The following is a 13049-nucleotide window of genomic DNA, read 5'->3' as shown; positions in this document are numbered from 1 at the left end:
GGTTACTGCCGCGCCACCGGGCGGTCTCGGACGGGATGGCTACAGTGACCACATGACGCACCCCGCCCACGCCTCCGGTTCGCAGCGTCGGCTGCCTGCCGTCGAGGAGCGGAGCGCCGGCGGTGTCGTCGTCGACGTGCACGAAGGGGAGGCCCGCATCGCCGTCATCGCCCGCCGCAACCGCGCCGGGCGCCTCGAGTGGTGCCTGCCCAAGGGGCACATCGAGGGCGAGGAGACCCTCGTCGAGACCGCAGCCCGCGAGGTCGCCGAGGAGACCGGCATCGAGGCCCGCGTCCTCGTCGAGCTCGGCACCATCGACTACTGGTTCGCCACGTCCGACCGGCGGATCCACAAGTTCGTGCACCACTACCTGCTCGAGGCCATCGGCGGGTACCTGACGATCGACAACGACCCCGACCACGAGGCCGTCGACGTCGCCTGGCTGCCGCTGCGCGAGGCGCACCGGCACCTGACCTTCCCCAACGAACGACGCATCGCGAGGGAGGCGTGGCAGCGGCTCGCCGGCGACGCCTGACGCGCGGGGGCGCCGCGCTCCTGCTCGCCGCGCCCGTCCTGCTGCCCGGCCTTGCCGTACCCACGTCCGCCATGTCGGCCGGACGCGCCGCGGAGCCCGGGGACGCCCGCATCACGATCACCTCGATCACCCCCGTCGTCGACGGCGACGGCACCGCCACCGTCCGGGGACGCGTGACCAACACCGGCAACGGCACCCTCGAGGACCAGCGCATGGCCCTCGTCGTGCAGCCCGGGGAGACCGACCGCGCCGGGCTGGACGCCTGGGCCGAGGGCGAGGAACCCGTCCTCGGTACGGCCCTGGACACCACGTCACCCCTCGACGTCCCGTCGGGTGGGTCCACCCCCTTCGCCCTGACCGTGGACGGTGCCGACCTCCTGCCCGGGACCGCGGCCGGGGCCGTCCGGCTCAGCGTGCAGACCGAGGCGACCGCGGTGCACACCTTCCTCGGGGTGCACCGGGCCAAGGAGTACGAGCCGCTGCGCATGGTCTGGGGTCTGCCGCTGCTGCTGCCCGGCGACCGCGAGCTCTTCGGCGAGTCCGGCACGACCCGCACGCAGACCTGGCAGGAGGCGGTCGGACCGGACTCGCGGCTGGCCGGGCTCACCGCTGACCCGCCCGGCGAGGACGAGGCGTGGCTGCTCGACCCCGCCCTGCTCGACGTCCCCCAGCCGTCCGAGGACTCGGGCGTGGAGGACACCGGCATCAGCGAGGAGGAGCGCACGGTCCGGGCCGAGCGGGCGGCCACCCTGCGCCGTCGCCTCGTCGCGAGCCGCACCCTCGTCCTGCCCGACGCCGACGCGGACGTCGCCGCCGGCGCCGCCTCCCCCGAGGCCCACCGGCTCGTCGGGCCCCGCGTCAAGCGCGGCACGAGCGTGGCCCGCGGCCTGGGCGCGCGCAGCGACGTCATGTGGCCCGCCGACGGGCTCGTGACGAGCGAGCGGGCGAGCGCCCTCTACCAGCTGCGGCCCTCGGGCAACCGGCCGACGGTGCTCGTGCCCGACACGAGCCTGCAGCCCGGCGGCTTCACGCCGACCGGTGGCACGCGCACGAGCGACGGGACCCCGCTCGTCGTCAGCGACAGCGTCCTGTCCGACCTCGTCTCCGACCTCGAGTCCACCGACGACGTGCCCCTGGCGCGGCAGCGGCTCGTCGCCGAGACCGCGGAGCTGCTCGGCGAGCGGCCCGGGACGAGCCGCACCGTGCTCGTCGTCCCGGACCGGGACAGCCAGCCAGAGGTCGACGCCTGGCAGCTGCTGCGCGACGGGGCCGGTCGCATCCCGTGGCTGGAGCCGGGCAGCCTCTCCTCGGTGCTGGCGGAGTCCGCGCAGGCCGACCCCACCTTCCTCGCGCGCACCCCGGGACAGATCGCCGAGGCGACGAAGGGGGACCCCGCCCCCGCCCCGCTCCTCACCCCGGAGCGGGCGCGCCGCGTCCAGCGCGACGAGCGGGCGATGGCGACCTTCGCCTCCGTCCGCTCCGACGGCACGTCGTGGCGGCGGGTCGTGCAGCCGGCGCTCCACCAGCTGACGTCCACGCGGTGGCGCTCGGACTCCTACGACTTCATCCGGCTGCACCGTCACCTGCACGACGCCGTGACCCTGGCCCGCGACGACCTCGTCGTCTCCTCCGGTGACGTCAACTTCTTCGCCGACACCGGGCGGCTGCAGATCACCGTCATCAACAACACCGACGTCGAGCTGTCCAACCTCGTGGTGCGGCTCACCCCGCGCAACCCCTCGCTGCGCATCGACGCGCCACCGGACCCGGTGACCATCGGCCCGGGGGGGCGCCAGACCGTCACCGTGCAGGCCTCCGCCCTCGCCGCCGGGCAGGTGCCGGTCGACGTGGGCGTCACGACGCCGGCCGGGCACCGGCTCTCCGCCCCGGCGACGCTCCACGTGCGGGTGCGGCCGACGGGTGACTCGATCTACTGGCTGGTCGGCGGCGCGGCCGTCCTGCTCCTCGCGGCCGGCACCTGGCGTAGCGTGCGGGGCGGTCGCCGCTCGCCGGCGGCCACCGCCAGGACCACCGAGCCCGAGGGACACGACGCATGAGCGAGGCCGCCACGCCGGACGAGGCGCTCGGCGACGGTGGGCGCAGCGCGCCGGACATCGGCCGCTCGAGCGCCGTCATGGCCGCCGGCACCCTCTTCTCCCGCGTCCTGGGCTTCGCCCGCAACAGCCTCACGGCCTACGTCGTCGGCCTGACGATCATCGCCGCCGACGCGTGGAACGCCGCCAACACGCTGCCCAACATCTTCCACCTGCTCATCGCCGGCGGCGTGCTCAACGCCGTGATCGTCCCGCAGATCACCCGGGCGATGCGGGATGCCGACGCTGGCGAGACCTACATCAACCGGCTGCTCACCATCTCCGTCGCGGCCCTGGCGGGCGTGACGGTCCTGCTGACGCTCGCGGCACCGCTGCTCGTCTCGCTCGTCGTCTCCAGCAGCTGGCCGCCGGAGGCGCGCACCCTCGCGACCGCCTTCGCGGTGCTGTGCCTGCCGCAGGTCTTCTTCTACGGGCTGTACACGCTGCTCGGCCAGGTCCTGACGGCGCACCACCGCTTCGGGGCCTTCATGTGGGCGCCCGCGCTGGCCAATGTCGTGGCGATCGGTGGTCTGCTGTGGTTCGTCCTGGCCGACCAGCCGAGGCAGGGGCCGGTCTCCTCGTGGGACCCGACGATGATCGCCGTGCTCGGTGGGACGGCGACGCTGTCGATCGCCCTGCAGGCGCTCGCCCTCGTCCCGGCCCTGCGGCGCACCGGGCTGCGGTTCCGGCCGGTGTGGGGGCTGCGTGGCAGCGGCCTGCGGGGCGCCTCGCGGATGGCGATGTGGGCCTTCGCCGCCGTGGCCGTCGGCCAGCTCGCCTACCTCGTCAACTCCCGCGTGCTGACGGGCGCGCTGCACGCCGCACAAGCGGAAGGGGTCGAGGGCGCTGGCCTCACCGCCTACGCCAACGCCTTCCTCCTCTTCATGCTGCCGCACGGGATCATCACCGTCTCGCTCGTCACCGCGCTCTTCACCCGCATCTCGCACGCCGCGCACGACGACGACACCGCGGCCGTCACGGCGGACCTGCGGCGCGGGCTGACGATGCCCGGCGTCCTGCTCGTCCCCGGCACGGCCGCCATCCTGCTCGTCGCCCCGCACCTGCTGGCAGCGGTCCTGCCCGGCACGCCGCGCGTGCAGACCGACGCGTCCGTGGGGGTGCTCTTCGCGATGATGCTCGGCCTCGTCCCGTACGGGTGGTTCTTCCTCGTGCAGCGGGCCTACTACGCCTACGAGGACGGACGCACCCCCTTCGTCCTGCAGCTCGTGGTCACGGGCATCGCGCTGACCTTCACGGTCATCGGCAGCATCGGGCCACCGACCCACGCCGCGACCTGGGTGGGCCTGGGCCAGACCGTGTCCAACCTCGTCGCGGCCGTCATCGGCCTGTGGCTGCTGCGCCACCGCCTCGGCTCGCTGGGCCTGTCCTCGGTCGTGCGCACCCTCGTGCGGCTCGCACTGGCGACCGCGGTCGGGACCGCGATCGGGTACGGCGTCCTGCGCGGGCTGGCGCTCGTCGTCGACGAGGGGACCTGGCTCGGCTCCGTCGTCATCACCACGGTCGTCGGGCTCGTCGTGCTCGGCGTGGCGCTCGTGCTCGCTGCCCGCCTGCGGGTCCGCGAGGTCGACGAGGTCCTCGGGCCGCTCACCCGACGGCTGCGACGGGGCTGATCGGGCCGGCCGTCCGGCCCAGCGGCTGACGCGCCCCGGGTGCGGCTCCCGGACGCAGCCCACGCGTCCACCTAGGATGGCGCGGCAGGCAACCACCGACGAGAGGGACAGCGTGCACGGGGTGAACCCGGGGACGGAGCTCGGTCGATACACGGTCGGCAGCAGGATCGAGACGATCGCTGGTGCCGAGCGCTGGAGCGCCCGGGACACGACGCTCGACCGCGACGTCACCCTGCTCGTCATGGCCGCCGACGCACCGCAGACGGCGGCCGGGCTCGACGCCGCACGGCGCGCGGCCGGGGTGGAGGCCTCACAGCTGGTCCGCATCCTCGACGTCGGCACGGAGGGCGGGCTGTCCTTCGTCGCCGAGGACGGCGTCGGCGACGGCGCGCGCACCTACGCCGACCTGATCGGGGGCGACGGCCTGCCCGCCGAGGAGGTCCGTCGGATCACCGGCGAGGTCGCCACCGGACTCGAGGCCGCCCGCAGCCGCGGCCTGCACCACCTCGCCCTGGGCCCGGACCTCGTCCTGCTCACCTCCGACGGACGCGTCAAGGTGCGCGGCCTGGCCACGATCGCCGCGCTGTCCGGGATCGAGTCCGAGGGCGAGGACGCCGACCGCGACGACGCCGTGGGGGTCGTGGCCCTGGCCTACGCCGGCCTGACCGCGACCTGGCCCCTCCAGCGCCCGTCGAGCCTGCCGAGCGCCGCCACCGGAGGCGACGGCCCGCCCGCCCCCTCCCGGGTCGCCGTGGGCGTCCCGGGCGATCTGGACACGATCTGCCGCGAGACCCTCGCCGAGGGCACCGGGCCCGACTCACCCGGGGACTACGCCGCCCAGATCGCCCCGTGGTCGCGCATCCCGCTCGCCGGCGCCGTGCGCACGAGCCCCGGGGCCCGGTCCGCGGCGACCACGCCTGCCGTGCCGGGCCATGCCGCCGACAGCCGCGCCGACGACGACACACCGACGACCGCCATCCGGGTGGTCGGTGCAACCCCCCGTGCGGAGGAGACCGCCCTCCCCGAGGACCAGGTGACGCGGGAGATCGCGCTCGACGCGGACGACGAGCCCACCGCGGTCATCCCCCGGGCCGCCGGTGGTGAGCGCGAAGACGCACCGGAGGACGGTGACGACACGCAGGCCGGTCGGGCTGCGGCTGCTGCCGCCGCCGCGGCAGCAGCGGCGGCCGCAGCCGCAGCGGGTGCCGTGGGCACCGGCGGCAAGGTCATCGGTGACCGGCTGGGTCGTGTCGCCAAGACGGCGAGCGGGCGCTCCAAGGAGGCCCTGCAGGACGCCCGCGCCCGCCGTGAGGCGATCCGCGCCGACCAGCGCACCCGCAGCTCCCTGGGGTCGGCCGCCGTGACCGCCGACCTGGAGGCCCCGGCCCCCCTGCTGCCGGCCGAGGCCGGCGCACCGCCGAGCCGCAGCCAGTCCAACCTCGTCCTGGTGCTCATGGCCGGCCTCGTGCTCATCGCCTGCGTCATCGGCGGCATCGGCGTCTCCCACATCGGTGAGGGCAGCGACCTGGGCAAGATCCTCGGGGGCGACGAGACCACGGCCGTGGCCACCAGCGAGGTCTCGAGCAGCACCCGCTCCAACCGTGGCGCCACCGGTGACGAGCCGTTGGGCATCCTCAACGCGGCCGGCTTCGACCCCCCGCCGGGGGACGGTGTCGAGCACAATGCCGAGGTCCAGCGGGTCTACGACGGTGACCCCTCGACCACCTGGACGACCGAGGGGTACGGCAGCGAGGCCTTCGGGGGCGTCAAGCAGGGCGTGGGCATCACCGTCGACCTCGGACAGGCCCAGGACGTCTCGTCGGTGACCCTCCAGCTCCCGACCACCGCCCAGGCCACCGTCTACGGCGGCGACCAGGCGACCAGCTCCGGCGACGAGATCGGCCGGACGCAGGGACGGACCGGTGAGGTCACCCTCCAGCCGGCGTCCCCGGTCCGAGCCCAGTACGTCACCGTGTGGTTCACCTCGCTGGCGCCCAGCGACGACGGCCGCTTCCGTGCCGCGCTCGGCGAGATCACGGTCCGCTGAGAGCCGGGCCCGATGACCGACACCGCCCTGGCCGAGGTCGACGACCGGCTCCTCCTGCGACGTCACGTCGAGGGGGACCCGGACGCCTTCGCCGAGATCTACCGGCGGCACCGGGACCGCATGTGGGCCGTCGCGGTCGGCGTCTGCGGTGACCGAGAGCTCGCCGCCGAGGCAGTGCAGGAGGGCTTCGTCTCCGCCTTCCGCAGGGCGAGCTCCTACCGGGGCGACTCTGCGGTCACCACCTGGCTGCACCGCATCGTCGTCAACGCCTGCATCGACCTGACGCGACGGGCCCGTCCCTCGAGCGAGCTCACCGACGAGGTCATCGCGCGCGCGCCCACGGCCCCGGACGCCACGGCCGGCGTGGACACCCGGCTCGCCGTCCACGAGGCGCTCCGCGCCCTCCCCGAGGCGCAACGGCTGGCCCTCGTCCTCGTCGACATGCACGGCGTCCCGGTGGCCGAGGCCGCCGAGATCCTCGAGGTCGCACCCGGCACGATCAAGTCCCGCTGCTCGCGCGGCCGGGAGGCCCTCGCCCGCGCCCTCGGGTCGACCGAGGGAACCTCGCGGGCCGCTGGCTCGTCAGACACATCAGGCCACTCGCAGACGAAGGGAGGTGGCCATGACTGACGACCAGGACCCCACCGGCATGCGTCACCTGCTCTCCGGCCTGAAGGAGAAGGGACCCATGCCCGCCGACCTCGCCGAGCGCATCCGCGCCACGCTCGAGGACGAGCACGCCCAGCGGGTCGCGTCTGCGGGCGAGGACGACACCTCGACCTTCTTCAGCGAGATGGACGACCCCGACGAGGCACGGCCGCGTCGCCGCTACCGTTCGGCGCCCCTGGTGCTCGCGGCCGCCGCGGCCCTCGTCATGGTCCTCGGCGTGGGTGGGCTCATCCTGGAGCGCAGCGCCGGGGGCTCCGACGAGGCAGGCTCGTCCGCGCAGACGGCCCAGCAGGAGTCCCGTCAGGGCAGCGATGCCGCTGCCCCGCGGGAGGGCAAGGACTCGTCCACCGCCTCGGCGTCGGAGGCGCCCGCCTTCGCCATCACCGCTTCGGGCAGGGACTACACCCGGGGCACCGCCGGCGACGACGCCGCCCGGCTCCTGGAGGACCCCGGATCGGTCAAGGCCAACGAGGACGACGACGTCCTCGGGACCCTCACCACCGCCGCCGGCGCCACCGACTGCCTCGCGCGGCTGGGCCAGCCCCAGATGACCGCCGTCGTCGTCGACGTGGCCACCTTCGACGGGGCTCCGGGTCTGCTGCTCATCGCGCAGGCGCTCCCCGCCGGGGGGGCCCGGGCGTGGGCCGTCACCGAGGGGTGCGCGCCGATCTGGTCCGACCCGGTCGACGTCCCCGTCCGCTGACCGAGCAGCGTCGCCGGCCGGTCGACCTGCGACCTGCTGGAACAGACGCACCTACGATGGCGTTGTCACCGTCAGACCCCGCGCCCCCCGGCGCCCCAACGACGCAAGGACTTCACCCGTGGCCGACGCCAGCACCGACATCCACGACGTCATCATCATCGGTTCGGGCCCAGCGGGCTACACGGCGGCCGTGTACGCCGCCCGCGCCAACCTCGAGCCACTGCTCTTCGAGGGCTCCGTCACCGCAGGTGGCGCCCTGATGAACACGACGGACGTCGAGAACTTCCCCGGCTTCGTCGAGGGCATCATGGGCCCCGACCTCATGCTCAACATGCGCGCCCAGGCGGAGCGGTTCGGTGCGCAGATCGTCACCGACGACGTCTCCTCGGTCGACCTCCTCGGTGACGTCAAGGTCGTCACCGACGGTGAGGGGACCACCCACCGCGCGCACGCCGTGATCCTCGCGATGGGCTCCGCCTACCGTGAGCTCGGGCTGCCCGACGAGAAGCGCCTGTCCGGCCACGGCGTCAGCTGGTGCGCCACCTGCGACGGCTTCTTCTTCCGCGAGCAGGACATCGTCGTCGTCGGCGGTGGGGACTCGGCCGTCGAGGAAGCGACCTTCCTGACGAAGTTCGCCCGCTCCGTGACGATCGTCCACCGCCGCGACGAGCTGCGGGCCAGCAAGATCATGGCCGAGCGCGCCCACTCCAACGACAAGATCCGCTTCGCGTGGAACTCCGAGGTCACCGCGATCCACGGCGAGGACAAGGTGACCGGGGTGACACTGCGCGACACCGTGACGGGTGAGAGCCGCGAGCTGGCGGCGACCGGTCTGTTCGTCGCCATCGGCCACGACCCGCGCAACGAGCTCGTCCAAGGGGTCGTCGACCTCGACGACGAGGGTTACGTCCTCGTCGACGGCCGCTCGACGCGTACCAACGTCGACGGCGTCTTCGCCGCCGGTGACCTCGTCGACCACACCTACCGGCAGGCGATCACCGCCGCCGGCTCCGGCTGCTCCGCCGCGCTGGACGCCGAGCGCTGGCTCGCCGCCCGCGAGGGCGCGGCCGCTCCGGCTCAGGACCAGGCCCTCATCGCCCAGGACTACCCCGTCGCCGGCACCGTCGGCGCCCGCTGACCACCGAACCACCCCGAGAGAGGAAGACCCACCCATGGCCACCACCCCCACCACCGACGCCACCTTCGACCAGGACGTCCTCAGCAGCGAGACCCCCGTGCTCGTCGACTTCTGGGCCACCTGGTGCGGCCCGTGCCGCGCGGTCGCCCCGGTCCTCGAGGAGCTGTCCGGTCAGTACGACGGCAAGCTGAAGATCGTCAAGCTCGACACCGACGCCAACCCGCAGATCACCGCGCGCTACGGGATCACCTCGATCCCGACGATGCACGTCTTCCAGGGTGGCGAGATCGTCAAGACGATCGTCGGTGCCATGCCGAAGCCCAAGCTGGTCAAGGAGCTTGAGCCCTTCGTCGGCTGAGTTCACCTGCGCTGCAACGGGTTTCGTCCCGTCGCCGTCAACGAGAGGGCCCCGAGGCGATTGCCTCGGGGCCCTCTCGCACGTGGCCACACCATCGCGGCTCAGCCGTGGTCGGGGTCAACGCCCATCTGGCCGAGGACACGGTGCAGGTCCTCGATCGACGCGAACTCGATCGTCATCCGCCCCTTGCGCTGACCGAGGTTGATCTTGACCCGCGTGTCGAGCCGGTCGCTGATCCGGCCCGCGAGGTCGTCGAGCTGGGGATGGTGCGCGCCGGCACGCGGCCCCGCACGCCTCTCCTTCTCCGGCTCCATGCCCAGGGCGACGATCTCCTCGACCGTGCGCACCGAGAGCCCCTCGGCGACGATGCGCTGGGCCAGCCGCTCCATCTGCTCGCCGTCGTCGAGGGTGAGGAGCGCGCGCGCGTGGCCCGCGCTCAGGACCCCGGCCGCCACGCGACGAGCCACCATGGGTGGCAGGCGCAGGAGGCGCAGGGTGTTGGAGATCTGCGGTCGGGAGCGGCCGATCCGCCCGGCGAGCTCCTCCTTGGTGCACCCGAAGTCGTCCAGCAGCTGCTGGTAGGCCGCGGCCTCCTCGAGGACGTTGAGGTTGCTCCGGTGCAGGTTCTCCAGGAGGGCGTCCCGCAGGAGCTCGTCGTCCTCGGTGGCCTTGATGATCGCCGGCACGGTCTCCCTGCCGGCCTCGCGGCTGGCGCGCCAACGGCGCTCACCCATGATCAGCTCGTAGGCGATGTCGTCGTCGCCCGTGACCGGCCGGACGACGATCGGCTGGAGGACGCCGATCTCTTGGATCGAGTGGACCAGCTCGGCCATGTCGTCCTCGTCGAAGACGCTGCGCGGTTGCTTCGGGTTGGGTCGGATGGCTGCGACGGGGACCTCGGCAAAGCTGGCCCCGGGGACGGGCGCCAGCCCTCCGGGCTGGGCGTCGGCAGCCCCGGGGCCGCCCTCGAGCGTCCCCGCGGCCGACCCCGGCGAGGTTCCCTCCTGCGACTGGTCCGCGTCCCGTGCACCCACGCCCGAAGAGTCCGCACCGACGGACCCTGCGCCGGCGGCGTTGCCCGTGGGTGTTGCGGCGAGCCTGCCGGCGACCGTGTTGGGCACGGCGGGGCGGTCCTGGTCCCGGAAGAAGACGTCGACCGGCCGCTCGGTCGCCCGACCTGCCGTGCCTGCATCCGGGATCAGGGCGCCCAGGCCCCGCCCGAGCCCACGTCGCTTGTCACTCATGCGTTGTCCTTCTGCTCTGCGCCGCGGTGCGCGATCTCGGCGGCTGCTGCGTGGTAGCACCGGGCGCCGGTGCTCTGGGGGTCATAGGTGATCACGGTCTGCCCGAAGCTCGGGGCTTCCGATACCCGCACCGAACGGGGGATCGTCGCCTCGAGGACCTGCTCTGGGAAGTGCTCCCTCACCTCTTGCGCCACCTGGGAGGACAGCCGGGTCCGTCCGTCGTACATCGTCAGCAGGATCGTCGAGACGTGCAACGCCGGGTTGAGGTGGGTGCGGATGAGGTCGATGTTGTTGAGCAGCTGGCTCAGGCCCTCGAGGGCGTAGTACTCGCACTGGATCGGGATGAGTACCTCGTCCGCGGCGACGAAGGCGTTGACGGTCAGCAGGCCCAGGCTGGGCGGGCAGTCGATGAGCACGTAGTCGATGCGCTCCTCGCCTCGATCCTGCGCGGTCTGCATCCACGCGGCGATCGCCTTCGTCATCCGGCTCTCCCGCGCCACGAGCGAGACGAGCTCGATCTCCGCACCGGCCAGGTCGATCGTCGCCGGCACGCACCACAGGTTGTCCACCTCCGGACATGGCTGCACGACATCCGCGATCGGCGTGCCGTCGACGAGCACGTCGTAGACAGAGGGCACCTCGGCGCGGTGGTCGATGTTCAGAGCGGTGCTCGCGTTGCCCTGGGGGTCGGTGTCGATGAGGAGGACACGCAGACCCGCCTGGGCGAGTGCCGCGGCGAGGTTGACTGCGCTCGTCGTCTTGCCGACACCGCCCTTCTGGTTGGACACGGTGATGACCCGCGGCCGGTCCGGCCGGGGCAGGGTGGCCGCTGGAGCGGGAGTCGGCACGCGCCCCACGTCCGGCGTGCTCGGCCCCGGCTGGGCGGTCGGCTGCGCTGACCCAGAGGGCGCCGAGGTCAGGCTCGGCCCCTCGGCGGGCTGGTCGCCTCCTTCACCTCCGAGCCATCCGACCGGTGCGGTCTCCGCAGGTCCGGCGACTGCCGGCCAACCGATACCCATGACGACGGAGCGTGGTGAGGTCACCGAGACATTCCTCCTGTGGGGACTGCGAGCCCAGCCATACAACCCCACCACGGCCCGACACGCCAAAACGGGGACCGGGGGACGGTCTGCCGTGGGGCCGCGAGGCACTTGTCCACCGGATGTCCACAGCTTGTGGTGGAAAAGTCGGGCCCGCGAGGCGTTTCACGTGAAACGCGCGGACCGCGCGGCGGACGACGCAGGGCACCGTTTCACGTGAAACGGTGCCCTGCGTGCACAGGCGGCGATGCCGGCGGTCAGTGCGTGCGCGGAACGGTCGTGCAGTCGACCGTGAGAGTCGGCTCGGCCATGATCTCGGTACCGTGAGCGCTGATCCGGCTCGCGACCACTCCGAGCCGACGCAGCGCCTTCATGGCCGCCTCGAGCTCCTCCTGCGCGGATCGGCCCTTCATGGCGACCATCGTGCCGCCGGGCGCGGTGAGGGGGAGACACCACCGGGCGAGCTTGTCCAGACGGGCTACCGCCCGGGCGGTCACGTACGACCCCTCCAGGCTCCCGTGGAGCTCCTCGGCGCGACCCCGGTGCACCGTGACATTGTCCAGACCGAGGTCGGCCACGGTGGACTCCAGCCACTGCGTGCGGCGGAGCATGGGCTCGACGAGGTGCAGGTCGAGGTCGGGGCGGGCGATGGCCACGGCCACCCCGGGCAGGCCCGCCCCCGATCCCACGTCCACGACGCGGGCGTCACGTGAGAAGGCGTCCTCGATCACGGCGCAGTTGAGGATGTGGCGCTCCCAGAGGATCGGCACCTCCCGTGGACCGATGAGGCCGTGGCTCACGCCGGTGTCGGCGAGGATCGCGGCGAAGTCCTCGGCACGGGCAAGGCGCCCACCGAAGACTCGGCGGGCGCCTTCCGGTGCCTGGGGCAGCTCAGCTGTCATGGGCCCAGCGTTTCACGTGAAACGTCCTCAGTCCTCGTCCGTCGCGGAAGTGTCGTCGGCCTGATCCGTAGCCACCTCTTCCGTGGGCAGCTCCTCCGTGGGGTCGGAGTCCTGCGTCGCGGGATGGATGACGACGAAGCGACGTGGCTCCGTCCCGGACGAGTCGGACACGAGTCCGGCGGCGAGCACCTCGTCGTGGACGACCTTGCGCTCGAAGGCGCTCATCGGCTCGAGCTCGACGGACTCGCCGTCGGCCGTCGCCGAGGCGATGGCGGTCCGGGCGATCTCCACCAGCTCGGCGCGGCGGGCGGCCCGGTGGCCGGCGACGTCGAGCATCAGACGGCTGCGGTCTCCCGTCGCGGACTGCACGGCGAGGCGGGTCAGCTCCTGGAGCGCCTCGAGCACCTTGCCGTCCTGGCCGACCAGACGTCGGGGCACGCGTCCCTCGTCGGAGTCGACGATGGCGACGGCGGCCCGGTCACCGTCGATGTCCAGGTCGATGTCGCCGTCGAGGTCGGCGATGTCCAGCAGTGTCTCGAGGAAGTCGGCCGCGACCTCACCCTCGCGCTCGAGCAGCTGACGCCGCGTCTTCTTCGGGGCCGCGTCCTGTGCGGGTGCGGCGGCCGAGTCCTCGGTGGTGGCCTCGGTCGTGGTGTTCTCGCTCATGCACTTCTCCTGCGTGTGGCGGG

12 protein-coding genes are annotated in these 13049 nt (G+C 73.1%); 8 read left to right on the top strand and 4 right to left on the bottom strand.

All coding sequences use genetic code 11. From position 1 onward, the window contains the following. The first annotated feature begins 52 nt into the window (after window positions 1-52). The 8 genes from ABC138_RS09200 (at window position 53) to trxA (ending at window position 9174) form a co-directional block, all read left to right on the top strand. Window positions 53-535, top strand: coding sequence for an NUDIX hydrolase (locus ABC138_RS09200; protein ID WP_068327685.1), 483 nt, complete (start codon window positions 53-55; stop codon window positions 533-535). After that, window positions 508-2592: a DUF6049 family protein gene (locus ABC138_RS09195; RefSeq protein WP_345913458.1), complete on the top strand. Its 2085-nt coding sequence runs from the start codon at window positions 508-510 to the stop codon at window positions 2590-2592. Before ABC138_RS09200 ends, ABC138_RS09195 begins: the two co-directional genes overlap by 28 nt. Further along, window positions 2589-4259 carry a murein biosynthesis integral membrane protein MurJ gene (murJ, locus tag ABC138_RS09190; RefSeq protein ID WP_345913457.1) on the top strand — a complete coding sequence of 557 codons (1671 nt, stop codon included), beginning with the start codon at window positions 2589-2591 and terminating at the stop codon, window positions 4257-4259. The genes ABC138_RS09195 and murJ overlap by 4 nt, the downstream gene beginning before the upstream one ends. A gap of 121 nt (window positions 4260-4380) precedes the next feature. Beyond that, complete coding sequence (locus ABC138_RS09185; protein WP_169702013.1) at window positions 4381-6306, top strand: hypothetical protein; 1926 nt, start codon at window positions 4381-4383, stop codon at window positions 6304-6306. Window positions 6307-6318: 12 nt separating this feature from the next. Further along, window positions 6319-6936, top strand: a complete 618-nt coding sequence (gene sigM / locus ABC138_RS09180) for an RNA polymerase sigma factor SigM (protein ID WP_068327676.1) — start codon at window positions 6319-6321, stop codon at window positions 6934-6936. Continuing rightward, window positions 6929-7678, top strand: a complete 750-nt coding sequence (locus tag ABC138_RS09175; RefSeq protein ID WP_170307640.1) for a hypothetical protein — start codon at window positions 6929-6931, stop codon at window positions 7676-7678. The genes sigM and ABC138_RS09175 overlap by 8 nt, the downstream gene beginning before the upstream one ends. A gap of 118 nt (window positions 7679-7796) precedes the next feature. Continuing rightward, window positions 7797-8816: a thioredoxin-disulfide reductase gene (trxB, locus tag ABC138_RS09170; RefSeq protein WP_068425860.1), complete on the top strand. Its 1020-nt coding sequence runs from the start codon at window positions 7797-7799 to the stop codon at window positions 8814-8816. Between the two features lie 34 nt (window positions 8817-8850). Beyond that, complete coding sequence (gene trxA, locus ABC138_RS09165) at window positions 8851-9174, top strand: thioredoxin (protein ID WP_068327668.1); 324 nt, start codon at window positions 8851-8853, stop codon at window positions 9172-9174. A gap of 101 nt (window positions 9175-9275) precedes the next feature. On the opposite strand, the gene ABC138_RS09160 is transcribed toward trxA, so the two are convergent. The 4 genes from ABC138_RS09160 to ABC138_RS09145 all read right to left on the bottom strand — a co-directional run bounded on the left by ABC138_RS09160 (window position 9276) and on the right by ABC138_RS09145 (window position 13026). Further along, window positions 9276-10418: a ParB/RepB/Spo0J family partition protein gene (locus ABC138_RS09160; protein WP_068425856.1), complete on the bottom strand. Its 1143-nt coding sequence runs from the start codon at window positions 10416-10418 to the stop codon at window positions 9276-9278. After that, window positions 10415-11266, bottom strand: a complete 852-nt coding sequence (locus ABC138_RS09155) for a ParA family protein (protein WP_068327662.1) — start codon at window positions 11264-11266, stop codon at window positions 10415-10417. Before ABC138_RS09155 ends, ABC138_RS09160 begins: the two co-directional genes overlap by 4 nt. Before the next feature lie 449 nt (window positions 11267-11715). Next, window positions 11716-12360, bottom strand: a complete 645-nt coding sequence (rsmG, locus tag ABC138_RS09150) for a 16S rRNA (guanine(527)-N(7))-methyltransferase RsmG (RefSeq protein ID WP_068425852.1) — start codon at window positions 12358-12360, stop codon at window positions 11716-11718. A gap of 27 nt (window positions 12361-12387) precedes the next feature. Further along, complete coding sequence (locus tag ABC138_RS09145) at window positions 12388-13026, bottom strand: R3H domain-containing nucleic acid-binding protein (protein WP_082817265.1); 639 nt, start codon at window positions 13024-13026, stop codon at window positions 12388-12390. Window positions 13027-13049 lie beyond the last annotated feature (23 nt).

Source organism: Janibacter sp. LM (genome assembly GCF_039631275.1).
In the GTDB taxonomy this organism is placed as follows: Bacteria; Actinomycetota; Actinomycetes; order Actinomycetales; family Dermatophilaceae; genus Janibacter; species Janibacter terrae.
Note: the sequence above shows the minus strand (reverse complement) of the source record. Positions and strands in the feature narration are given on the sequence as shown.